This window comes from Streptomyces sp. A2-16 (genome assembly GCF_018128905.1).
Taxonomy (GTDB): domain Bacteria; phylum Actinomycetota; class Actinomycetes; order Streptomycetales; family Streptomycetaceae; genus Streptomyces.
In genome coordinates this window covers 160,208-183,497 of the sequence record NZ_CP063808.1, presented here as the reverse complement: position 1 = coordinate 183,497, position 23,290 = coordinate 160,208, and the positions used below count along the sequence as shown (strand labels likewise).

22 protein-coding genes are annotated in these 23,290 nt (G+C 71.6%); 8 read left to right on the top strand and 14 right to left on the bottom strand.

Annotation, left to right across the window (positions count from 1 at the left end; genetic code table 11):
* Positions 1–413: 413 nt before the first annotated feature.
* The 5 genes from IOD14_RS00865 to IOD14_RS00845 form a co-directional block, all read right to left on the bottom strand.
* Positions 414–635, bottom strand: coding sequence for a hypothetical protein (locus IOD14_RS00865; RefSeq protein WP_037706913.1), 222 nt, complete (start codon positions 633–635; stop codon positions 414–416).
* An 84-nt stretch (positions 636–719) separates the two neighbouring features.
* Positions 720–1,250 (bottom strand): TerD family protein, encoded by a 531-nt coding sequence (locus tag IOD14_RS00860; RefSeq protein WP_123990526.1) that lies wholly within the window; start codon positions 1,248–1,250, stop codon positions 720–722.
* A 121-nt stretch (positions 1,251–1,371) separates the two neighbouring features.
* A complete protein-coding gene (locus IOD14_RS00855) occupies positions 1,372–2,166 on the bottom strand; it encodes an inositol monophosphatase family protein (RefSeq protein WP_212669417.1) in 795 nt (264 codons plus the stop codon).
* A gap of 88 nt (positions 2,167–2,254) precedes the next feature.
* The gene (locus tag IOD14_RS00850) at positions 2,255–3,484 is read right to left on the bottom strand and encodes a sensor histidine kinase (protein ID WP_212669416.1); all 1,230 of its coding nucleotides are present in this window, start codon (positions 3,482–3,484) and stop codon (positions 2,255–2,257) included.
* A 90-nt stretch (positions 3,485–3,574) separates the two neighbouring features.
* A complete protein-coding gene (locus IOD14_RS00845) occupies positions 3,575–5,779 on the bottom strand; it encodes an MMPL family transporter (protein WP_212669415.1) in 2,205 nt (734 codons plus the stop codon).
* Positions 5,780–6,033: 254 nt separating this feature from the next.
* Here IOD14_RS00845 and IOD14_RS00840 point away from each other — a divergent pair, with 254 nt between their 5' ends.
* Complete coding sequence (locus IOD14_RS00840) at positions 6,034–7,650, top strand: alpha/beta hydrolase (protein WP_212669414.1); 1,617 nt, start codon at positions 6,034–6,036, stop codon at positions 7,648–7,650.
* Positions 7,651–7,742: 92 nt separating this feature from the next.
* Here IOD14_RS00840 and IOD14_RS00835 read toward each other — a convergent pair whose 3' ends face one another.
* On the bottom strand, positions 7,743–8,246 hold the full coding sequence (locus IOD14_RS00835) for a hypothetical protein (protein WP_123990522.1): 504 nt from the start codon (positions 8,244–8,246) through the stop codon (positions 7,743–7,745).
* Positions 8,247–8,573: 327 nt separating this feature from the next.
* On the opposite strand from IOD14_RS00835, the gene IOD14_RS00830 reads away from it, so the two are divergent.
* Positions 8,574–11,411, top strand: a complete 2,838-nt coding sequence (locus IOD14_RS00830; RefSeq protein ID WP_212669413.1) for a hypothetical protein — start codon at positions 8,574–8,576, stop codon at positions 11,409–11,411.
* A gap of 102 nt (positions 11,412–11,513) precedes the next feature.
* Here IOD14_RS00830 and IOD14_RS00825 read toward each other — a convergent pair whose 3' ends face one another.
* Positions 11,514–12,140: a phosphoribosylanthranilate isomerase gene (locus IOD14_RS00825; protein ID WP_123990520.1), complete on the bottom strand. Its 627-nt coding sequence runs from the start codon at positions 12,138–12,140 to the stop codon at positions 11,514–11,516.
* Between the two features lie 127 nt (positions 12,141–12,267).
* Here IOD14_RS00825 and IOD14_RS00820 point away from each other — a divergent pair, with 127 nt between their 5' ends.
* Positions 12,268–13,842, top strand: a complete 1,575-nt coding sequence (locus IOD14_RS00820; RefSeq protein ID WP_212669412.1) for a carbohydrate-binding protein — start codon at positions 12,268–12,270, stop codon at positions 13,840–13,842.
* Positions 13,843–13,892: 50 nt separating this feature from the next.
* On the opposite strand, the gene IOD14_RS00815 is transcribed toward IOD14_RS00820, so the two are convergent.
* The 3 genes from IOD14_RS00815 to IOD14_RS00805 are packed head-to-tail and all read right to left on the bottom strand — an operon-like array spanning position 13,893 to position 15,874.
* On the bottom strand, positions 13,893–14,210 hold the full coding sequence (locus IOD14_RS00815; RefSeq protein WP_123990519.1) for an antibiotic biosynthesis monooxygenase: 318 nt from the start codon (positions 14,208–14,210) through the stop codon (positions 13,893–13,895).
* Positions 14,211–14,246: 36 nt separating this feature from the next.
* Positions 14,247–15,248, bottom strand: a complete 1,002-nt coding sequence (locus tag IOD14_RS00810) for a CU044_5270 family protein (protein WP_123990518.1) — start codon at positions 15,246–15,248, stop codon at positions 14,247–14,249.
* Positions 15,245–15,874 carry an RNA polymerase sigma factor gene (locus IOD14_RS00805; protein ID WP_123990517.1) on the bottom strand — a complete coding sequence of 210 codons (630 nt, stop codon included), beginning with the start codon at positions 15,872–15,874 and terminating at the stop codon, positions 15,245–15,247. Before IOD14_RS00805 ends, IOD14_RS00810 begins: the two co-directional genes overlap by 4 nt.
* An 85-nt stretch (positions 15,875–15,959) precedes the next feature.
* Here IOD14_RS00805 and IOD14_RS00800 point away from each other — a divergent pair, with 85 nt between their 5' ends.
* Positions 15,960–16,307, top strand: a complete 348-nt coding sequence (locus IOD14_RS00800; RefSeq protein WP_123990516.1) for a hypothetical protein — start codon at positions 15,960–15,962, stop codon at positions 16,305–16,307.
* Between the two features lie 180 nt (positions 16,308–16,487).
* Here the strand turns inward: IOD14_RS00800 and IOD14_RS00795 are convergent, their stop codons facing one another.
* The gene (locus IOD14_RS00795; RefSeq protein ID WP_123990515.1) at positions 16,488–17,147 is read right to left on the bottom strand and encodes a response regulator transcription factor; all 660 of its coding nucleotides are present in this window, start codon (positions 17,145–17,147) and stop codon (positions 16,488–16,490) included.
* A gap of 304 nt (positions 17,148–17,451) precedes the next feature.
* Complete coding sequence (locus IOD14_RS00790; RefSeq protein ID WP_212669411.1) at positions 17,452–18,657, bottom strand: sensor histidine kinase; 1,206 nt, start codon at positions 18,655–18,657, stop codon at positions 17,452–17,454.
* A 181-nt stretch (positions 18,658–18,838) separates the two neighbouring features.
* Between IOD14_RS00790 and IOD14_RS00785 the strand changes: the two genes are divergently transcribed.
* Positions 18,839–18,997: a hypothetical protein gene (locus IOD14_RS00785; protein ID WP_174269183.1), complete on the top strand. Its 159-nt coding sequence runs from the start codon at positions 18,839–18,841 to the stop codon at positions 18,995–18,997.
* A gap of 7 nt (positions 18,998–19,004) precedes the next feature.
* On the opposite strand, the gene IOD14_RS00780 is transcribed toward IOD14_RS00785, so the two are convergent.
* Positions 19,005–20,099 (bottom strand): substrate-binding domain-containing protein, encoded by a 1,095-nt coding sequence (locus IOD14_RS00780; RefSeq protein ID WP_212669410.1) that lies wholly within the window; start codon positions 20,097–20,099, stop codon positions 19,005–19,007.
* A gap of 50 nt (positions 20,100–20,149) precedes the next feature.
* Positions 20,150–20,848, bottom strand: a complete 699-nt coding sequence (locus IOD14_RS00775; protein ID WP_212669409.1) for a DUF4328 domain-containing protein — start codon at positions 20,846–20,848, stop codon at positions 20,150–20,152.
* A gap of 176 nt (positions 20,849–21,024) precedes the next feature.
* Between IOD14_RS00775 and IOD14_RS00770 the strand changes: the two genes are divergently transcribed.
* From IOD14_RS00770 to IOD14_RS00760, 3 genes are all read left to right on the top strand, one after another.
* Positions 21,025–21,945, top strand: coding sequence for a peptidoglycan-binding protein (locus IOD14_RS00770; RefSeq protein ID WP_212669408.1), 921 nt, complete (start codon positions 21,025–21,027; stop codon positions 21,943–21,945).
* 148 nt (positions 21,946–22,093) lie between these two features.
* Positions 22,094–22,492 carry a luciferase family protein gene (locus IOD14_RS00765; protein WP_123990510.1) on the top strand — a complete coding sequence of 133 codons (399 nt, stop codon included), beginning with the start codon at positions 22,094–22,096 and terminating at the stop codon, positions 22,490–22,492.
* A 7-nt stretch (positions 22,493–22,499) separates the two neighbouring features.
* A complete protein-coding gene (locus IOD14_RS00760) occupies positions 22,500–22,871 on the top strand; it encodes a DUF6479 family protein (protein ID WP_123990509.1) in 372 nt (123 codons plus the stop codon).
* The last annotated feature ends 419 nt before the right edge of the window (positions 22,872–23,290 follow it).

The following is a 23,290-nucleotide window of genomic DNA, read 5'->3' as shown; positions in this document are numbered from 1 at the left end:
GGGTCGGCCGCCGGGGTCCGGGCCCCCTGGCCGGCGCGTACGGCGCGAGCCAGGGAGACGGTCCGACCCAGAAACACGCCGTTCGGTGATTCGTACACCGAACGGCGACGACTACGGAAAGGAGCTCATCGGGGCAGCACTGTCCGACCTCGCCGCACCATCGGTGAGGCGGGGGGGTCCCGTCAGGCGGAGGGTCGTACCCCGGGTGGGTGCGGCCCTTTCGTCCGTCACGGGAGCTGTGAGGGGAGCTAGGCGGCTTCCGGCCGCGGGAAGTTCTCGTCCTCTTCGTCCCCGAAGTCGGGGGCCTTGAAGGGGTCCGTGGTGGGCGGCGGCAGGGCCGCGGGGGTGCGCTGGGGCTGCCCTTCGGGAGCCGAGAACAGCGAGGTCAGATCGATGAGAGGGGGTCCTTTCTCCTACAGCTTGGTCATCTTGGAGTACGGACTCAGGATCCGCATCTGCGACGAGCCGAAATCGACGAGCACCGCGATTCCGTCCTCGACGCCGATCACCCGGCCGAGACCGTACATGTCGTGCGTGACCTGGTCGCCCACGGCGAAGTGCTTGGGTGCGGGGGCGACCGGTGCCTTGAAGGGGCTGGTGGGCAAATGACGCTTCGGTGCAGCAGGCTTTGTCATCCTCCTCAGTATGCGCCTATGCCCGCCGGGCCCGCGCCGTCCGTCCAGGACCGATACGAACACGCAACGGGAGACACGGCCCGATCATCCCCGGTGACGGCCCATCTCCGCCATGAAGGCGGTCGGTGCGCTGTCGAAGCCGCGGATCAGCTCTTTGAGGTGCCAGGCCCCGGACGGGTCCCGGTTGAACTCGGCGATCGTCGCGGCCGTGGCGTCCGCGACGCCCGCGAAATCGTCGGCCAGCAGTCGGCGATACCCCTCGACGACGAGCACCCCGGCATGGCTCAGGTCGCCGAAGGTGCGGGGGCCGCCGCTCTGGTGGATGGCGACGCCGACCACGACCCGTCCGTAGGCGGGCGACAGCCTCTCGAACTCCAGTTCCATCACCTCGACGAACCCGAGGCCGAGGCCGGTCTCGCTGTGCCGGGTCATGGTGATGGTGCCGTCGGGCGCGCGGTTGTCGTGGTAGACGACGTACTCGGGGGGGCCGTAGGGATCGCCCGCCGCGTAGGTCGCGGCGACGATGTCGAGGTGCCTGGCCGGTTCCCCGAAGGGGCTCGGGTCCCACTTGAGACGCACCTGGACCCTGCCAAGCCCCGCGCCGTCGGCATGCATCAAACAACTCCCCGTCAGAGTTCCCCCCGGGACCCTCCCGCTTGCTGAAGTATGTGCTCTGATCAGGCTCTTGATACCTCGCTGACGGTTATCTCCTGGTCACATCTCGCCCAGCAGGCCGTCAGCCGGCCTCCGCCCCCGACCGGCGCCAGATGTCGGCCGTCTCCTCGGCGGCGCCGGGTGCCACGAGCAGCAACGGCTGATTGTGGGATGGGAGTTCGGGCAGCGCCACCGCGCCTGCCTCCCGGGCGATCAGCAGGGCCGGGAGCCCGTCGACGGCGTGGAACCCGCCGATCGCCGCCGCGGTCGCCCGGCCGGCCGCGACCTGCGCGAGGGAGAGCGCCGTGGAGCCCATCACGCGAACCGTGCAGTGCCGGTCGGCGAGTTCGGCGAGCAGGGCGTCCAGGCCGGGCCAGTGGGCGTGCGCGGCCCACTCGGTGAGGAAGACATGGCCCGTGAGGGTGGTGTGGCCGGCCGCGTGCACCCGGGTGCCGTTCAGATACGCCCCGCGGCCCCGGACCGCGGTGAACGTCTCGCCGCGCCACGGGTCCGCCACCACGCCGAGCAGCGGGGTGCCGTCGGGGGCGGCGAGGCCCAGCGAGTAGGAGCACCAGCCCAGTGAGTGGGCGTAGTTGGTGGTGCCGTCGACCGGGTCGACCACCCAGTGCGGGGCGCCGGCGGCCCCCTCGGTCGTGCCGTACTCCTCGCCCACGATCCCGTGGTCGGGGAAGGCCCGCGCGAGCACCTCGCGGGTGTGGGCCTCCACCGCCTCGTCGGTGGCGGTCACGATGTCCGCGGGCCCGTCCTTCTCCCGCACCTCGGCACCCGGGTCGCGCGGGCGCCGGATCGCCCTGGACGCCCAGGCCGCGAGGTCCGTCGCGACCTCCAGGGCCCGGTCCAGATCCACGTCAGCCATGCCGGTCACCCTACGGGCACGGGCCCGGCGGCCGGCGACCTCCCGGTGAACCCCGGATGGACCCTGCCCCACCGCCGGGCCCGTCCCCTCACGCCGTTTCCCCGCCGGTCGCCGACGGCTGCAGCGGCAGCGCCGTGCTCACCTCGAAGCCGCCCTCGGGGCGTGGTCCGGCCCGGAGTTCACCACCGATGGACTCGGCGCGTTCCCGCATGCCCATGAGGCCGAAGCACTTCCAGGGCTCGGGGGCGGGCGCGGTGGGCCGGCCCTCGTCGGTGATGGTGATGAGGAGACGGCCGCCTGCGTAGACGAAGCGGACGTGCGCGCTGTGGGTGGCCGCGTGCTTGGTGACGTTGGTGAGCGCCTCCTGCACGATGCGGAAGGCGGTGAGGTCCACGCCCGGGGAGAGGGGCTGCGGTTCCCCCTCCGTGGTGACGGTGACCGTGATGCCCGCGGAGGCGCACGAGGAGACCAGTTCGGGCAGCCGGGCGAGGCCGGGGGCCGGTTCCGGCGGGACGGTGCCGTCGTCGTCGGTCTGCCGCAGCAGTCCCAGGGTGGCCTTGAGCTCCCGCAGTGCGGAGGAGGTCGTACCGGTGAGGTCGTGCAGGATCTGCTTCGCCTGCGGCGGGCTGGTCAGCGCGAGGTGCTCGGCGGTACCGGCCTGGGCGTTGGCAAGGGCCAGGTGGTGGGCGACGACGTCGTGCAACTCCCGGGCGATCCGCATGCGTTCCTCGGTGACCCGGAGCCGCGCCTCCTCCTCCCGGGTGCGCTCGGCGTGCTCGGCGCGGGCCCGCGTGGCCTCCAGATAGGCCCGCCGCAGCCGGGTCATGGTGCCGGCGGCGAGCGGGAGCAGCAGCCAGAAGACGGGGCCGATGGTCCGCAGGATCAGCGACACATGGTCCATGGAGTCGGAGATGGCCGCGGCGACCGTGAGCACCCCCATGGTCGTGAGGCCGTAGACGCGGATGGTGGACCGCTCGGCGAGGGTGGCCAGCCAGTACAGCGACGCCATGACGGGGCCCAGCAGCAGGGGGGTCAGAAGGTACCCCTCCGCGATCACGACGGTGGCGCAGACGGCGTTGACCACGACGGTGGCCCGCGGGTGGGTGCGGTGCTTGAGCAGGGCGAGGCAGGACACGCCCATGAGGACCACGGCCAGCCGGTCGTCGTCCGGTGGCGCGGCCCCGGGCAGCGTGAGCGAGGCCCCGAGCGTCGCGGAGCCCATCAGCGCGAGGACCAGGGCCAGGTCGACGAGGAAGGGGTGGCGGTCCGACAGGTCCTCCAGGCGGTCCGCGTAGCGCCGCTCCAGGCTCGTGGTCATCGTGTTCTCCGGTGGGTGGGTTCAGGGCCCATGGTGAGCGACGGGGGCCGCCCGTGCCGTAGGACACGGGCGGCCCCTGTGGGGGTGGCGTCAGACGCGTACGGCCTCCTGGCCGGCGGGGGCGGGCTCGGGGGTGTCGGCGGCCCTGGTGAGGGCCTCGCCCTCGACGTCCACCCGGGGCAGGGTCCGGTCCAGCCACTGCGGCAGCCACCAGGCCTTGTCGCCGAGCAGGGCGAGCACGGCCGGCACGAGGGCCATCCGGACCACGAAGGCGTCGAGCAGGACGGCGGCGGCGAGCCCGAACCCGATCATCTTGATCATGGAGTCGCTCTCGCCGATGAACCCGGCGAACACCGCGATCATGATCAGCGCGGCGGCCACGACCACCCGGGCGCTGTGCCGGAATCCCGAGGTCACCGCCTGGGCGGCCGTCTCGCCGTGGACGTACGCCTCGCGCATCCGGGAGACGAGGAAGACCTCGTAGTCCATGGCCAGGCCGAAGACGATGCCCACCAGGAAGATCGGCATCAGGCTCATGATCGGGCCGGTGGTCTCCACGCCCAGCAGGGAGGCGCCGTGTCCCTCCTGGAAGACCACGACGACCGCGCCGAGGGAGGCCAGGACGGAGAGCAGGAAGCCGAGGGCCGCCTTCAGCGGGACGAGCAGGGAGCGGAAGACGACGAGGAGCAGCACGATCGCGAGGCCCACCACGACGACCAGGTACGGCACCAGCGCGGACTGCACCTTCTCGGAGATGTCGATGTTCAGCGCGGTGGTGCCGGTGACCTCGTAGCTCGCGCCGGTCCTCGACTCGATGCCGGGACGCTCGTCGCGGATCGTCGTCACCAGGTCCTTGGTCTTCTCGTCGGTCGGCGCGGTGGACGGCACGACCGAGAAGACGGCGGTGTCGCCGGCCTCGTTGAAGCGGGCCGGGGACACGGACACGACGCCCTTCGTCGCGCCGATGTCCTTCGCGACGGTCGCCGCGGCCGCCTTCGCGTCGTCGTCCCCCTTGGCGTCCACGACGACGGTCAGGGGGCCGTTGAAGCCGGGTCCGAAGCCGTCGGCGAGCGCGTCGTAGGCCCGGCGCTCGGTGGTGGAGGTCGACTTGGCCTCGTCGCCGGGCATGCCCAGCTGCAGCGAGGTCATCGGCAGGGCGAGGGCGCCGAGGCCGACCACGCCGAGGATCAGCACGGGCAGCGGCCGGCGCAGCACGAACCTGGCCCAGCGGGTGCCGCCGTTGTCCTTCGCCTCCTCCTCGATACGGCCTTCCTTGCGGTCCTTGCGCCGCAGCACCGCGTTGGGCCAGAAGCCGAGGAACGCCGGGACCAGGGTCAGCGCGATGAGTACGGCGACGACGACCGCGCCCGCCGCGGCCAGGCCCATCTTGGTGAGCATCGGGATGCCGACCACCGCGAGCCCGGCGAGGGCGATGACGACGGTGAGGCCGGCGAAGACGACGGCGGAGCCCGCCGTACCGACCGCGAGGGCCGTCGCCTCCCCGGGTGCCCTGCCCTTGGCGCGCTCCTCGCGGTAGCGGGAGACCACGAACAGGGCGTAGTCGATGCCCACGGCCAGGCCCAGCATCATCGCGAGGGTGCCGGTCGTGGTGGACAGACCGAGGGCGTCGGACAGGGCGAGGATCGTGGCCATGCTGATGCCGACGCCGATGAGCGCGGTCAGCAGGGGGAGTCCGGCGGCGGCCAGCGAGCCGAAGGTGACGAGGAGGACGACCGCGGCGATGGCGACACCGATCACCTCGGCCATGCCGCCCGCGCCGCCGCCGTCGTCCATGGCGGTGCCGCCGGCGTCGACGGTCAGCCCGGTGTCCCGGGCCTCGTCGAGGGCCTTGTCCAGCTGGGTCCTGCTGGACTCGGTGAGGTCGTTGGCGCCGACCTTGTAGGTGACGGTGGCGTACGCCGTCGTGCCGTCCTTGCTCACCGCCTTCGCCTGGAAGGGGTTGACGGCGGACGCGACCTGGGAGCCGTCGGCCAGGTCGGAGACGGTGTCCTCGACGGCCTTCCTGTGGTCGGCCGCGGTGACCTTCTCGCCCTTGGGCGCGACGAAGACGACCCGTGCGGTCGCGCCGTCGGCCGTGACTCCCGGGAAGCGCTGTTCCATCAGGTCGAACGCCTTCTGGGACTCGATGCCCGGCATCGAGAACCCCTCGTCAGTGGCTCCGGGCGCCTTGAGGGCTCCCAGCCCGACGGCGGCCAGGACAGCCGCCCAGACCAGGGCGACGTACCAGCGTCGCCGGAAGGCCAGGCGGCCCACGCGGTAAAGGAAAGTAGCCACGGCTGGGGTCTCCACATCTGATGCCGGACGGTCCACCCAGGCTGTCGGGACGAGGGCCGCGAAGTCGTCGTGCGCCTGCCGACATTCCCCGCTACTGAGAACGCAGTACGCGACGGCTTCCGCGTAGGCCGCAAGGACTACGGCCGCAGGGACCACCCCGGGCGAGCGGGAACCGGGACGCGTGTTTTGCTGTGTTCCCTCTGTGAGACCACCTGTTCATTGAGGCTTGACCAGCCCAAGGGGGAACAAAAGCAGTGAAGTTCAGACGACTCAGACTGGCCGGAGCCGCCGTGAGCGCGCTCGCCGTGGCCTGGACCGCGTCCCCGGTGTCGGCGGCCGCGCAGACCGCACCCGCAACGCCGGCCGCACCGACCGTGCCGACCCTGACCTGGTCGGACTGTCAGAACGGCTTCCAGTGCGCGAACGCCCAAGTGCCCCTGGACTACCGCGATCCGCAGGGCAGGACCCTCACCCTGGCCGTCATACGCAAGGCGGCCGCCGACCCCGCCAAGCGCAAGGGCACGCTGTTCCTGCAGCCCGGCGGCCCCGGCAACTCCGGCGTGGACTTCGTGCGCAACAACTACGACGACCTGCCGGCCGCCCTGCGCGACGACTTCGACGTCTTCGGCTACGACGTGCGGGGCGTCGGCCGCAGCTCGCAGGTCGTCTGCTGGGACGACCCGACCTACACCAAGGCCGTCACCGCCGCCAAGGGCGTCCCCGGCCCCGACGCCTACGAGCCCGCCGTCCAGCAGGCCGCCGACTTCGACCAGGCCTGCCAGACCAACGCCGGCGACCTGCTGCCGTACGTCGGCACCCAGTACGTCGCCCGGGACATCGACCTGCTGCGCCAGGCCCTCGGCGAGAAGCAACTGACCTACTACGGCCGCTCGTTCGGCTCCTACATCGGTACGGTCTACGCCGCGATGTTCCCGAAGCGGGTCCGCGCGCTCGCGCTCGACGGGGCGTACGACCCGGAGAACTACACGAGCCGGCCCTACGCCTACGACCGGCCCCAGTACCTCGCCCTGGACGGCGCGATGAGCCGCTTCCTGGACTGGTGCAAGGCCGACCAGGCGACCTGCGGTTTCGGTGACGGCGACCCGCGCGGGGCGTTCGAGAAGCTGAAGGCCGACCTGGACGCCAACCCGGTGCCGACGGCCAACGGGGGCCAGGCCAACGGCTACACCCTGGTCTACCGGCTGATGTTCAACATCAACGAGGGCAAGGTCATCTGGCCGTCCTTCGGTGAGGCCCTGCGCAAGGCGCAGCTGCGCGACAACACGTCGTTCCTGCTGCGTCCGCCGTCCCCGGCCAGCTTCGACTTCCTCAACCCGAACGTCGTGGTCGAGTGCGTCGACAAGAAGTACCCGACCGACCCGGCCCTGCTGAAGCGCCAGGTCACCACCAACGCCGAGCTGGCCCCGCTGCTGGGCCCGGCCATGGCGTACGGCCCGCCGACCTACGACCACCAGCACGCCACGGCCTGCGTCCAGTGGAAGGGCGAGCACACCAGCCGCTACGCCGGAAACTTCCACGCGAAGGGCTCCGCGCCGATCCTCGTCATCGGCAACACCGGTGACCCGGACACCCCGTACCAGGACGCGGTGGCCCTCTCCCGTGAGCTCGACAACGGCCGGCTGCTCACCTTCAAGGCCGAGGGACACACCGCCTTCAACCGCAGCGCCTGCGCGACGGACGCCATCACGAACTACCTGGTGGACCTGAAGGTCCCGGCCCGCGGCGCGAGTTGCGCGGACGAGACCCAGCCGCCGTCGTCGGAGCCCACGGTTGCTCCGCCGGGCACGACGCTCAAGGAACTCCGTGACGGGGTGAACGAGCGGATCGACCGCATCGGCACACTGCGCTGACCGGCACTCCGCACTGACCGGCACTTCGCGCTGGTCGGTTCCCGCACAGAAGGCCCAGGCCGAGACGGCCTGGGCCTTCCGCGTCCTTCGGCTCAGCCGTACAGCGCGACCCGTGGCAGCACCGTGCCCTGGGCGTCGGGGGTGGTCGCGGTGATCCGGTAGGTCCGGGTCAGCGTCTCGCCCGGGTGGAGGGTGCGCTGAGCGGTCGTCAGGTCGGTGAAGAGCGTGCCGGTCTGGCTCGCGGTCTCCACCGGCCGCCAGCAGCCGTGTGCGGTGCGCTGCTCGACGACGACGTCCGACGGCGTGAGGAAGGGGCCCGCGTCCGGCGACTCCACCAGGAGCTGCGGGGCGACGGTCAGGTCCGCCGACGTGTCGTTGCGATAGGTGACGGTGATCTGGTGCGACTTGCCGTCGGCCACCAGGGCACTGGTGGGCAGGTCCACGAAGTCGACGGGTACGGCGGGCTGCTGGGCCTCGGCGACGGTCGCCGCCCCGGACGGAGCCGCCGCGGCCGCGGGGCCGGCGGCCGCGAGACCCGCGAGAGTCACGGCGACGGCAATGAAGGCAACCCGCAGGCGCCTGCTGTTCTTCGACACGTTCACTGGTCCTCGTGCTGTGTGGGGGTGTTGGTGGGGGGTGTTGAGGGTGCCGGCAGTAGATGAGACCTCAACAACCAGGAGTACGTTGACCGGATCTCGTGGACGTTTCGTGGATACCGCCCGGTAGCTCACCTCCGCCTTCCTTCGCCGTCATACCGGACTGATAGCTTCCGCGACACCGGTCTGGGGGAACGTCATGGCCGGTACCCGACCCTCACAAATGAATCCGGGCGGAATCCCTTGCGCACCACTCGTGAACATCCAGGAGGTAGGCACCGCTGGGTGCCGAAGAGCCGGCGCGGGAGAATACTCGCGGCCTCGGGCATGTCCGTACTGGCCCTGGCCCTCGTCGCTCCTCTCGCCTCCGCGGCCCTGACCGACCCCTCCGACCCGGCCGCCCCGACCCCGGCGGACCGTGTCACCGACACCTCGCAACTCCCCTCCGGCTGGCAGAAGTCCGGCGACCGGATCGTCACCTACGACGGTGACGGCACCGGCCTGCACGTCCTGGTCGCCGACGCGGCCGACGCCTACAAGTGGCACACCGCGGCCACCCTGTCCGAGCCGGGCGTAGACACCGACCAGTGGATCGGCCAGACCTGTGTGACGGGGTCCGGAGACCGGGCCGTCGTCGTCTACGCCCCCCGACAGGCCGTCAACGACCAACAGGGCTTCCAGCACGGCGCGTTCGCCGCCGTGGTCGACCTGGCGGACGGCACCGTGACCAAGCTCCCCGAGCTTGTCTCCCTCGCCTACTTCAACCCCGGCTGCGGCGACGGCGAACAGGCCGTCCTGACCCGGCCGCAGGGCGACGACACCCAGTTGCTCACCGTCGACGCCCGCAAGGGGCAACTGGTCCGGCAGCAGACCGTCGCCGGTCAGCTCACCTCCGCCGTGCCCTTCGGGAACGAGATCGCGGCCGCCCGGGGCGACGCCGTGGTCTCGGTCGACGCCAAGGGCGCGACCAGCACCCTGGCCAGGACCGGCGGCACGCCGTTCCGGCTGGTGCCGGACGCGCACAGCGGACTGGCCTACCAGGTCCCCGCCGGGACCCAGGTGCAGGTCCGCCGGGTCACCTCGGCGGGCTCCGACCGGCTCCTCGGCTCCGGCGCGCTCGGGGCCCTCGCGGTGCACGGCACCGGCGGCCGGGTCTTCGTGACCGGCAAGGACGCGGAGGCCGCCGTGAAGGACTCCGCGCTGCCGAAGAGCTGGCGGACGCTGGACGTGCCCGCCTCGGCCGAGGTCTCCACCACCGGCGGCCTCGCGCTGACCTCCGTGGGCAACGGCACCGAGGCGGCGGGCGGGAGGAAGGCCGCGGCGGACATCGCCCGCTCCGTCGGGATCGGCGCGGTGCTGCCCGGCAGCGACAGCACCGTCGACTTCACCGTGAAGCCGAGGATCTCGCAGAAGTCGCAGGGCGCCGAGCAGTCCCCGGCGCTGTCCGACGGCGTGCACACGGACAGCGTCAGCGCGACGAGCGCCGCCGCCGACGACGCCTCGACCTCCACCACCGACCCCGACCGCGCCTGCGCCGTCACCCGCAACGACCCGAAGCTCCAGTCGCTCCAGCCCTCGACCGCGCAGGCCGAGTGGGCGACGGACCTCGCCGTGCAGGGCAAGCTCGACGTGCGCCGGCGCAGCGGCTGGAACGGCAGCGAGCTTCCGTCGTACACCCCGCAGGGCCTGTTCCCGTCCACCCCGCTCAAGGGCGGCGGCCGGGTCCCCGCGCAGATCATGCTCGGGGTGCTGTCCCAGGAGTCCAACCTGCTCCAGGCCGGCTCCCGGGCGGCAGCGGGCGAGAGCAGCAACTTCATCCAGGGCGGCTACTACGGCAACGCCGGCAGCGTCCACACCGTCAACTGGGCCGCCGCCGACTGCGGTTACGGCATCTCCCAGGTGACCAGCGGCATGGCGAAGGCCGACACCACGTACACCGCCGAGCAGCAGCAGGCGCTCACCGTGGACTACGCGGCCAACATCGCCGCGGGGCTGCAGATCCTCCAGGACAAGTGGAACCAGCTCTACGACAAGGGCCTGCTCGTCAACGGCGGTGACCCGCAGTACCTGGAGAACTGGTGGCTCGCGCTGTGGGCCTACAACAGCGGCCTCAACCTGCCCAGTTCGACCGACGCGAGCGCTCCCTGGGGCCTCGGCTGGTTCAACAACCCGGCCAACGGCCTCTACCCGGCCGACCGGAAGATGTTCCTGTCGTCCGGCTACGACGACGCCCGCAACCCCAACCTGTGGACGTACCCGGAGCGGGTGCTCGGCTGGGCGGCCTACTCCCAGCAGAAGACCGACCCGGCGACCGGGGCGACCGTCAGGGCGTTCACCGTCGGCGACTGGCCCACCGGCAACGCGCCCGACGCCCAGCCGGCCCATGACACGTTCTGCAAGCCCACCGTCAACGACTGCGACATCACCAAGCCGCGCAAGGTCGAGGGGTCCAGCCAGCCCGAAGGGCCGTGCCAGCGGGACGACTTCAAGTGCTGGTGGAACCAGCCGGTGAGCTGGACCGACTGCAAGGCCACCTGCGGCACCGAGGTGCTGAAGTACGCGGTGACCGACCCCGAGCCGAAGGTCGCCGCGCCGCATCCGGCCGCCTGCACGTCCACGCTCCCGGCGAACGCCCTGATCGTGGACGACGTGCCGAACACGGTGAAGTTCCGGGTCGGGGCCGCGAACCCCTGCGCGGGCGAGCGGAACTGGGTCAGCCGGGGCTCGCTGACGTTCACCTTCGGGTCGGCGCAGCAGAACGGCGCGACCGTCTACCCCTCGAAGATCGACTTCCACCAGCTGGGCGCCGGATTCGGCGGGCACTTCTGGCTCACCCACACCCGGGTGCCGAGCTACACCGACTCGGTGGTCACCGGCACGTGGACGCCGGACCGGAAGGTGGTCGGCTCCGCGGAGGTGATGGTGCACCTGCCCGACCACGAGGCGAACACGCCGTCGGCCACGTACCGCATCGACCTCGGTGACGGGACGATCGTGGAGAAGACGATCTCCCAGAACACCGGGGGCAGGAACGCCTGGGTGTCGCTGGGGTCGTACGCGTTCAAGGGCACGCCGAGCGTGTCGCTGAGCTCGGCCACGGCGGACGGGACGGGGGATGCGTCGATCGCCTGGGACGCGTTGGCGTTCGTCCCGTCGAAGGGGTAGGCGAGTGGTGCGACCGGTCGGCTCCCGACCGGTCGCGCCCGCGCGGCGGCAGCCGCTGAGCGACACAGCCCCGCGCCCCTGAGGGGCGCGTCGCGCCCGTCGTCAGTCCACCGGACCGACGGCGGGCGCTCCCGTGCGTGCCGCCTCCACGAACGCCGTGATCAGGGCCGGGTCCTTGACGCCGCGGCTCGCCTCCACACCGCTGGAGACGTCGACGCCCCAGGGGTGGGTGACCTCCACGGCCTCCCGTACGTTCTCCGGCGTGAGGCCCCCGGCGAGCAGCCACTTCTCCCCCGCGCCCGCCACCTGCTTCCGCGACCAGTCCCAGGCGATGCCGGAGCCCGGCACCGGGGCGTCGAGGAGCAGCATGTCCTCCCCGAACTCCCCGCAGCGCGGCACGGAGTCGCCGAAGGCGGCCGCCCGGATCAGGGTCCAGCCGCCCGTCGCGAGGCCGGCGTAGTAACCGCGGTCCTCGGGGCCGTGCAGCTGGACGGCCCCGATGCCCGACTCGGTGGCCACGGAGCGTACGTACTCCAGGGGCTCCCGGCGGAACACGCCCACCGTCAGGACGCTCTCGGGGATCCTGGCGGCCAGCCGCGCGGCCGTCGCGGGGTCGATGCGGCGCGGGCTGTCGGAGAAGACGAAACCGATGGCGTCGGCGCCGGCCTCCACGGCCGTGTCGACGTCCTGCTCGGTCCTCAGGCCGCAGATCTTCACGAAGAGCGTCATGCCGCTCACCGTATCCAATTCGTATGTGTGAACGGCGATCACATACACAACCGTTGACGCGCCCATGGCAAGCGCTTACCGTCCGAAGAATACGTGCCCCCGTCACCACACACCATGGAGACGAACGATGCGCCTGAGACCCCTCATTTCCTCTGTCGGCCTTCTCGCCGGCACGCTCGTCGCACTGTCCGGCACCACCGCGCAGGCCGCCACCACCCGCTACGAGGCCGAGACATCCCCCGCCATCTGCACCGGAGCCGTCGAGACCGAGTACGCCGGCTACTCCGGCAGCGGATTCTGCAACGGCACCAACGCCACCGGCGCCTACGTCCAGTTCACCGTGACCGCACCCGCATCGGGCACGGCGACCCTGAGCGTCCGCTTCGCCAACGGCACCACCACCGCCCGCCCCGCGGACATCATCGTGAACGGCTCGACGGTCTCCTCGGCCTCCTTCGAGTCCACCGGCACCTGGACCGGCTGGACCACGAAGACACTCACCGTGCCGGTGGCCGCGGGCGGCAACACCATCCGGCTGAACCCCACGACCGCGAACGGCCTGCCCAACGTCGACCACCTGGACGCCGAGACGACCGGTACCACCACCCCGCCGTCCAGCAGCGCCCTGTACGTGGCGCCCGGCGGCACCGACGGCGCCGCCGGCACCGTCACCGCGCCCACCACGCTCACCTCGGCGATCAGCCGCATCGCGTCCGGCGGGACCATCTACATGCGGGGCGGGACGTACGCCTACTCCTCGACGGTGACCATCCCGGCCGGCAGCAACGGCACCTCCGCTGCCCGCACCACGCTCTCCGCCTACCCGGGCGAGACCCCGGTGCTCAACTTCTCGGCGCAGAGCGAGAGTTCCTCCAACCGCGGGATCCAGCTCAACGCCAACCACTGGAAGATCCACGGTCTCGTCGTCGAGCGTGCCGGTGACAACGGCATCTACGTCGGCGGCAGCAACAACGTCGTCGAGCGCACGGTGACCCGCTTCAACCGGGACACCGGCCTCCAGCTCGGCCGCATGGCCTCCACCACCCCGGCGAGCCAGTGGCCCGCGAACAACCTGATCCTCAGCTCCGAGTCGCACGACAACGCCGACTCCGACGGCGAGGACGCCGACGGCTTCGCCGCGAAGCTCACCACCGGTACCGGGAACGTGTTCCGGTACACCGTCTCGCACCACAACATCGACGACGGCTGGGACCTCTACACCAAGACCGACACCGGCGCGATCGGCCCGGTGACCGTCGAGTACTCCCTGTCCTACGACAACGGCACCCTCAGCGACGGCTCACAGGCCGGCAACGGCGACCGCAACGGCTACAAGCTCGGCGGCGACGACATCGCGGTCAACCACGTCGTGCGCAGCAGCATCGCCTACGGCAACGGCAAGCACGGGTTCACCTGGAACAGCAACCCGGGCACCATGGCCGTGTCGAACAACCTGAGCATCGACAACACCGAGCGCAACTTCAACTTCGACGGCGGCACGTCGGTGTTCCGGAACAACACCTCATGCCGCTTCGGCAGCGGCACCAACGACCGGATCATCGGCGACTCCGACGGCTCGAACCAGTTCTGGTCCGGCACCAACGGGTCCCGCTGCTCCTCGTACTCCGGCGCCCTGGGCTGGTCGTTCGCCTCGAACGGCAGCCTGGTGGTCACCCTCGGCGGCAAGCAGGTCGTGCTGTAGCGCACCGAAGGGGACCCCGGGCACACGGACCCGGGATCCCCTTCGCGCCGCTACTTGGGCGCGGCCTGCTGGACGACCTCGAAGCTCCACAGCGTCGACCCGGAGGCGGCCGGCCTGGGGCGCTCCCCCTCGCCCCCGCCCCCGTGCGAGGCCTGCGCCATCCCGGACATCCACTGCTGGAACGACTCCTCGTCCCGCCAGCGCGTGTACACGAGGTAGGTGTCGGTGCCCTCGACCGGACGCAGCAGCTCGAACCACTCGAACCCGTCCGAGTTCTCCACGGTCCCCGCCCGGGAGGCGAACCGCTTCTCCAGCGTCTCGCGCTGCTCCTCGGGGACCGTGAGTACGTTGATCTTGACGATGCTCATGGCTGCCATTGTGCTCCCCCGGGCGTCAGCGGGAGGTCAGCGGGAGACGGCCCGGGCGGGCACCTCGCCCTTTCCGTCGACGACGGCGGTCCTCATCACGGCGCTGGTGCCGGACAGGGTCTCGGTGGTGATGCCCCGGTCCGGGTCGGTGACGTAGAAGCGGGAGCCGAGCAGGGTGAGGGTCTCCTTGTCGAAGATCCACTCGTCGCGGGTGGCGAAGCCGGTGTCGTCGAGGGTGATGGCGATGCCGTGCCGGCCGGCCGCGTCGACGGCGTCCGGGATCTCCCGCACCCCGGGCAGTTTCGCGGCCGCCCGGTAGAAGGCGGCGGCGTTGGCGGGCGGCATCACGGCGCCGCCGATCAGGTCGCCGATCAGGGAGAAGACCGCCTGGTCCCGCGACTCGCCCTCGACCGGCCTGGCCTCCTTGTACAGCCTGGAGAGCAGGGCGTCGGGGTCGGTGGGCAGCGAGGCCAGCCACCGGTAGGTGGGGTGGGCGACGCCGGCCGGGACGGGTTCGGCGGACTCGATCGGGATCAGTTGGCCGGGCATGATCGCGTCCTTGCCGCTGGAGCGGAGCCATCCGGTGACCCGGAGGGGGCCTGGGTCCTGGGCGGTCCACCGCTCCTCGGTGTGCAGGGCACCGAGCCGCACGGGGCCGGTGAAGCTGCCCGTGTTGGAGCGCTCCAGCGTCCTGACGTACACGAACTGGTCGTCCCGCACCCGGATCGCGTCGCTCGCCATGGCGGCCGTGGCGATCCGGTCGAGGGTGCGGGAGGCGCCGGCGGCCCCGGCCGCGGGGGGTGCCTCGGGGGTGTGCCCGTCCGGGGTGAGCGTGACGAGCAGCGCTCCCGCCAGGGCTGCCGAGACGAGGGGCACCAGCACGGCCGGCCGGGCGAACCGGCGCCGTGCGGAAGGCTGTCGGGTACGGCTGTTGTCGTGGTCGATCCGCTGCATCAGTACGTCCTTGAAGTGACGGTGCCGTTCCGGCGGGAGGTCCCATTCCGCCGGGGTCGTGAGCAACCGCTCGGCCTCGTTCATCGGGTCTCCTCCTTCAGGAACAGGGCCGCGAGCGCGGCCTCGCTCTCCATCTCTCCGTGGGCGGCGGGCGGTTCCGCCTGGCCGCTCAGCCGGGCCAGCCGGGCCCGGGCCCGCGACAGCCGGGAGCGCACGGTGCCGACGGGGACGCCCAGGGCCTCGGCGGCCTGCCGGTAGTCGAGCCCGGCCGACACGCACAGCGCGAACACCTCACGGTCCTGCCGCCCCAGCCGCCCCAGGGCGCGGTGCACCACCGCCAGCCGCCGGGCGTCGTCGATCCTCCCGGCGGTCTCCTCGGCGAAGTCCTCGACCGGCCGCGGCTCGGGACTGCGGGCCAGGAAGGCCAGCCGTCTGCGCAGTCTCCGGTTGGCGTTGTACGCCTTGTGCGTGGCGATCCCGAGCAGCCAGGGCTTGAGCGAACCGCCCTCCGGCTCCACCGTCTCCCTGGTCCGCCAGGCGGCCAGAAAGGTCTCGGACATCGCCTCCTCGGCCTCCACCCAGTTCCCGGTCAGCCGCAGGGCGTGGTTGTAGACGGCCCGCGCGTACAGGTCGTACAACTCCCCGAAGGCCGCCCGGTCGCCCGCGCGTATCCGCGCCCGCTCAGGTTCAGCCGTCTCTGTTTCCCTCACATCGGTAACGCTCCGCTCCCCCGCTCCGAGTTCCTGTGCACTGCGTCACATGACGCGCCCCGCGGAGCGCATACGCTGCGGACCCATGGAACAGCGCGAGGTCATGCGGAACGTCGTCGGGATCCTCACCGAGGCACTGGAGATGCGGCGGCAGGTCCGCGAACATCCCGACCACCAGGCCTCGTTGACCGGGGCCGTCTCCGCGCTGCTGGTGGAGACACTGCCACGGATCCACCTGCCCGCGGACGCCAGCGGGCAGGCGGCGGCGGACGCCGTCGTCGAGGAACTGGGGCCCGCCATCGCGAGCATCGCCCACTGCTTCGCGTTCGCCTTCGTGCAGTTGGCCGAGGCGCACGACGAGGGCCGCGCCGACACCTCCGCGGAGGTACTGCGGCACCTCTCCCTCCAGTTCTCGGGCGGGGCGCAGTCGTAGCCGCGGGCCCGGCCGGAAATTTTCCGCGGCGGGACGACATCCGCTTCGCCGTGAGCGACGAACAGGAGACCGGGGACGCACCGGAACGGGCTCCCGGAGCGGCGAGGGAGGCGCCGGGAGCCCGTTCGTGTCGTGAACCCCGGTGGTGCGGCGGCCCGACTCCCTCGTTCGCAGGCCGTACTACGACCGTCGCCGCGCGTCCTCCAGATAGTGCAGTACGGCCGCCACGCGCCGGTCGACCTGGTCCGTGGGCGCCAGATCGAGCTTCGCGAAGATGCTGCGGATGTGCTTGTGCACGGCCCCGTCGGTCACGAACAGCTTCTGCGCGATGGCGCTGTTGCCGAGCCCCTCGGCCATCAGGGCGAGTACGTCCCGCTCGCGCGGGCTGAGCCGCTCCAGCCGCGCGTCCTGGTGGGACCGGGTGAACAGCTGGGCGACGACCTCGGGGTCGATGGCGGTACCGCCGGAGGCCACGCGGCGCAGTGCGTCGAGGAACTCCTCGACCCGGCCGACCCGTTCCTTGAGCAGATAGCCCAGCCCGCCCACCCCGCCGGTCAGCAGCTCGGTCGCGAAGCTCTGCTCCACGTAGGCGGACAACACGAGCACGGCGAGACCGGGCCTGCGCCGCCGAGCCTCGACGGCCGCGCGCACTCCCTCGTCGGTGTGCGTGGGCGGCATCCGTACGTCGAGGATGGCCACGTCGGGAGTGTGGGCGTCGATGGCCTCGAGCGCCCCCTCGGCGGTACCGGCCGTGCCGACCACGTCCAGCCCCTCGGCACGCAGCAGCAGCGCGAGCCCCTCCCGCAGCAGGGCATCGTCCTCGGCGATCACGATCCGCATGACAGGTCCGTCTCCAGGGTCACAGGGCCGCCCGGCGGGATCGCCGGGCGCGAAGTGCCGTCACGGACGTCCGGAGCAGCCCCCGTGACGTCCCCGCCCACCGCACGGCGGCTCCCCCAGGGCCGTCGCACCGGCGGGCAGGACCGCCCGGCACAGGACGTCGACCCGGGTACGACCGCACCGCGCCCCGTACCGCCGCTCCCCCAAGCACACGGTCCACCCCGGCCCTCGTGACCGGAGCCGTCGCACCACCCCCCACGGGGTACGGCCGCAAGACCAGCCCGCACGCCCGGGACGAACCCCGTCACACCCCGCACGGCAGATCCACCTCCACGGCCGTCGGGCCGCCCGGGGGGCTCGTCAGGCGGAGGGTGCCGTCGTGGGCGGCGACGCGGTGGCGGATGCCGGTGAGTCCGGAGCCACCCGTCTCGTCGGCGCCGCCGCGGCCGTCGTCGGTGACCCGCAGCAGGAGCCGGGGGCCGGAGGAGCGGACGGTGATCGTGGCCCGGGACGCCCCGCTGTGCTTGGCGATGTTGGTCAGCGCCTCGGCCGCGACGAAGTACGCGGTCGCCTCGACGGAGGCCGCGCAGCGCTCCGGCAGCCGGACGTCGACCGTGCACGGCACCGCGCTCTGCGCCGCCAGCCCGGTCAGCGCGCCCGCGAGCCCGCGGTCCGCGAGCACCGGCGGCAGGATGCCGCGGGAGACGGTCCGCAGCTCGGCCAGGGCCTGCTCGGCCGCGGACTGGGCCCGCTCCAGGAGCTCGTCGGCGCCGGCCGGATCACGGGCGACCATGCGGCGGGCGGCCCCGAGCAGCACGGTCACCGTGACGAGCCGGTTCTGGGTGCCGTCGTGCAACGAGCGCTCGATGCGCCGCAGTTCGGTCGCGTGGGCGTCCAGCGCCGCGGCCCGGGTCGCCGTCAGCTCGGCGATGCGCAGGGAGAGATCGGCGTCGGGACCGGCCGACAGGAGCCGGCGCCCCGGGCTCGCCTGGAGCCGCGCCATGCCGGGTGTGAGCCCCAGGATGATGGCGGTCCAGCCCACCCCGAGCAGACACACCGCGAGGGCGTCCGGCCAGGAGTCCGCGACGCCGATCCCGATGGAGGTGGCGGTCGCGTCCTTCGGGGCGAGCGGCCAGTACAGCGGAAAGGCGGTGTCCCGCAGGGCGAGCACCGGCAGCACGAAGCCCAGCAGGCCCAGCGGCAGCCCCACGGCCAGATGCCGGAGCAGCCACAGCAGTTCGCGCCGGGTCGTGGGATCGCCCAGGGCGTCCCGCAGGCGGGCGGACGGCGGCTCGGGGGCGATGACCTCGGGGCCCCAGCGGGAGAGCCGGACACGTTCCATACCGGCCAGGCCGTGCAGCACGCGCACCCCGCCGGGCGCCAGCACCAGCCACAGCAGCACGAACGGCGCGAGGACGGCCGTACCGAGTCCGGAGACCAGCTGGCCGAGCGCGGCGGCCGCGCTCGTCGCGGTCTCCGCGACAAGGCGTCTGACGTCGGCGGTGGCCATGCGAACCTCCTCGGGCCGGCGGACAACGACCCTATGCGGAGGGTGAGTTCACCGGCAGGTCCACGGGCGGAAAGTACAGCCTGCTGTACCCCGGACCGGGCGGAGCGCTGGATCGGCCGCAGGGGGTGCCGGCTCGTAGCGTCGGCGGCACCGGAAACGACCCACGCACCTGGAGTGAATCGTGAACCTTCTTCTGTGGCCCCTGCTCGTCCTCAGCGTGCTCGGCAACGCGGTGGCGTCCTTCACCCCGGCCGACACCGCCGTCCACCTGGCCTTCGGCACCGTCACCGCGCTGACGGCCACCGCTCTCGCCGTACGACGGGTGCGCACAGGACCCTGAGGAACTCCTACTTGAGGCCGATCGCCGCACAGTCCGCCGCGTACTCGGCGGTGCAGATCTGCTTCACGGTGTACACGTCGTCCTTGATCACCGTCTGCCGGATGTTGTCCCTGGTCAGCGCGATCACCGGCACCAGCAGCGACGGGATGTCCTTCTGGTCGGGGCTGTCGACCTTGTCGCGGATCAGCGCGTCGAACTGCAGGTCGCGGCCCTGGATCTTGTACACCGCGATCTGCGCCGCGTTGGTGGCCTCCAGCAGGAACGACTTGTACACGGTCATGTACTGCTCGCCCGACACGACCCGCTGCACCGCGGCGAGGCTCGCGTCCTGCCCGGTCACCGGCGGGATCTTGGTGGCTCCCGCCTCCTTGAGCTCCTCGATGACCGCGCCCGCCATGTCGTCGTTGGCCGAGTAGACGGCGGCTATGTTGTTCAGCCCCACGGAGGCGATCGCCGCCTTCATGTTGGCCTTGGCGACCGACGGCAGCCACTCCCGGGTGTCGTACTGCTTGGCGATGACGACCTTGCCGTCGAGCTCGCTGTGGGCGCCCTTCTCGAAGAGGGCCGTGTTGGGGTCGGCGGGCGAGCCGTTCATCATGACGATCTTGCTGGTCTCGGCCTTGTCGCCGAGCGCCTCGACGATGGCCCGGCCCTGCACCTCGCCGACGAGTTCGTTGTCGTGGGAGACGTAGGCGTCGATCGGCCCCTGGGCGAGCCGGTCGTAGGCGATGACGGGGATGCCCGCGTCCTTCGCCTTGCGCACGTCCGGTCCGATCGCCTTGGCGTCGACCGCGTCCACCAGGATCACGTCCACCTTGTCGGCGACCATCTTCCGGAACTGCCGGCTCTGCTGCTTCGCGCTCGCCTCGGCGTTGGCGTAACTGACCTTGCCCTTGCCGTGGGTGAGGGTCGCCACCTCCTTCTTGATCAGGGGGTAGTCGAACCGGTCGAAGCGGCTGGTGTCCCGGTCGGGCAGCAGCAGACCCAGGGTGATGTCATCGCCCTTCTTGGGGGTCACCGCGGTGTTGCCGCTGCCCACTCCGCAGGAGGTGAGCACGAGGGCCGACACGCAGACGGCCATGACGGAGGGGACGGTACGCATGGCGATCCTGTGGGTGGGGGGCTGTCACGTAGGCGCAACAGTAAGTGCCCTCAATCCCGATCAAACGCCCTGACGGTTTCCTTCAAGGGATCACCACTCGGCGTCCGCAACCGGCCCTCCATGTGCAGGATTTGTACGGCCGTCAGCGTCCGCACCATCACGATCCCGGCGACGGCCGCGCCGACCACGGCCACGTCGGCCACCAGCAGACCGGTCACGCCCTGGTAGGCGCGGGCGATGATCTCGTCGGTGCTGTCGTCGTAGGTCAGACCGAGGCCGGTGACGAGGCCGACCAGCCACAGCGCCCACCACACGTTCACGACGGCGGGCAGTTTGTGGCCCGGGGCGCTCCTGCGGTGGATGTCGGCGACGATCCCGCGCGGGAACCACAGGTTGACGACCGGCACGACCCAGGAGGCGTAGACCCAGATGCCGAGGTACCGCGGGCGCTCGCCGGACAGGGCGCGCGCGTTGTCGCGCATCCGCCACAGCCAGCCGATGAACAGGGCCGCGCACAGCAGCACCAGGAGGTCTCCGGCCGTGCTGACCAGGTGGTACGAGTCCTCCAGCGAGGTCAGCGGCCGGTGCCGGCCCTCGCCCTGGTCCGGGAGCCCGGAGGCGGGCATCCCCGCCGTGGAGAGCCGGATGTGCCACACGGCCCGCAGCGCCCAGGCGGCCCCGGCGAGCCCGAGGCCGGCGACGGCCAGATGGGCGGAGCCGCGCACGGACCGAACGGCGTTCTCACTCACGGTGTCCCCCTTCGAAACGATCGGTTCACCCCCTCATCGTCGCGAACCCCGCGATCGGTTCACGCGGCCGACCGCCCGACCAGGGGAACCGACGTCAACTCCCCCTGCGTCTGATGGAGTTCGAAAGCAGAAGAACTTCGAGAGCCACAGATTTCCACGGCATCCAGGGGGACTGCATGAGCACGAAGACCGGACCTCAGCGATACCCCGGCGCGAGCCGGGCCAACTGGTACCAGGACGACTTCGGGGGCGACGCGATGGAGGTCAACGTCGTCGTCCTGCACACCACCGAGGGGCGCACCCTGCCCACGTACTCGGGCGGCGCCCTGGCACCCAACCTGACGGCGGTGCCCGACCTCGCCGCGAAGAGACTGCGCTGGTACCAGCACTTCGACATCGAGACCTCGTCCCGGGCGCTGGCCAACCTGCGCGGCGGCGTCGAGACCAACACGCTCAACGTCTGTCAGGTCGAACTCGTCGGCACCTGCGACCCCGGGTCGCACACGAAGTGGAAGGCCGCGGGCAAGGCCCACGTCTACTGGCCCGACGCCCCCGACTGGGCCCTGCAGGGTGTCGCCCGGTTCCTGGCCTGGATGCACGAGGAGCACGGCGTCCCGCTGTCGGGGCCGGGGTCCTGGCCCGCGTACCCGTCGTCGTACGGCAGCAAGCAGGGCCAGCGGATGTCGGGGACGAAGTGGGAGGCCTTCAAGGGTGTGTGCGGGCACATGCACGTGCCGGAGAACAACCACGGGGACCCGGGCGCGATCGACTTCTCCCGGCTGGTCAAGTACGCCAAGGCCGATCTGGACGTCGACGACGACACCCCTCAGGGACCTCAGAAGCCCTCGAAACCGCGGGTACCGGCCTACCCGGGCCGCAAGCACTTCCGCGCGGGCGCCTCGAACGAGCATGTTCTGCGGCTGGGGAAGCAGCTGGTCAAGCGCGGTTTCGGCGACCACTACAAGGTCGGCCCGAGCCGCGAGTGGGGCGAGGCGGACCGGCTGAACGTCCGTGACTTCCAGAAGTCCCGGGCGGAGCTGCGCGGGGACGCGGACGGTTACCCCGGCCCGCTGACCTGGCGCCTGCTGTTCTCGTGACCACGTGACCACGTGACCGGTGAACCGGGGATCCCGTGAACCGGGGACCCGGGAATCCGGTCACTCACGGCCCGCGCGACACTTCACGCCCCGGTTACGTTTCGCTCAACCTCTGGTTGCGGGGCGGTGATCCGGCGACGATGGGCGCATGACTCCGGCCGAGCGCGCCCTGGAGCGCCTGGAGGCGTGGTCCGACCTCAGTACGGGCCTGCCCAGCTGCGGAGCGGGGCTGGCGCTGCGCTCCGCACACAGCGAGATAGTGCACTTCCATCCGGGGCGGGACGTGGACCTGCACCTCACCGAAGCGGCCATCCGCAGATTCCGCGACGACCTAGAGGAGTCGACCGCGGTCCGGCTGCTGCCCGGCTCCCGCTGGGTCACCGTCCACCTCGACTGCGAGACCGACGTCGACCTGCTGATGAGCCTGGTCAGCGTGGCGCTCAAGGCCCACCAGGCGAGTCCGCGTCCGGCCGGGCCGGCCGCGTGCAACTTCCACCGGGTCACGGTGGTCCCCCGAGACGTCGCTTTCGCGCCGATTCGGCGATAATCGAAGCATGAGTACGGCGACGTTTGTCCTGGCGGCCACGTCGAGCGAGGTACTCAACGTGATCGCCGCCTTTGCCGGTGGGCTGTTCATCGCCGGCGCGCTGGTGTGGGCCGTGCAGTTCGGCATGCGGGTCCAGGACCGGGAGCTTCCGCGGCCGCTCAGCGAGGAGCAGCCGCGGCTCCCGGAGACCGGGCCGGTCCAGGAGATCCGGGAGATGCGGGAGCCGGACGAGCTGCCGGCTCCGGTTCCGGGGCGGGAGCGGCTGATGCCGTACCAGCTCCATCACTCGGGAAGCAGACGAGGAAAGGACCAGCACCGCAAACGCTGGCTCCCCGGCTCCAGCGGCGGCTTCGGCAGCGGCGGCCTCGGCCACGTGTGACGGTCCCCTGGCTCGACGGACCACCGACGCGGAGGGTCGATTTCACGCTGCCCCCGCGCCCCGGCTGCCTGCGGTGAGCACGAGGCGCCATGGTCGCGCGCCCACGGCGCCGCGCGCCTGTGGCGCCCCCGCACCGGACCGCCCGCATCGAGGCGCCCCCTGTCCCGCCCAGTGCTGACCGCCCCCACGGAGACCACGAGGACGGAGGCGGCCCCGGCGTCAAGACCGAGCGACGCCCGCCCCACCGATCACCGCAGCCCCGCACGGACGCCTGGGCCCGTCCTGTGATGTGGCCCCTGATCGGCCGCGCGGAGGACGCAGGCACTACCGCTGCACGATCCGGCGTCCCTCTGACCGGTCACGGCAGCGGCAACCCCACGCCGGACCGCCCCCGCCCCGCGAGGAGCCCGCGGACACAC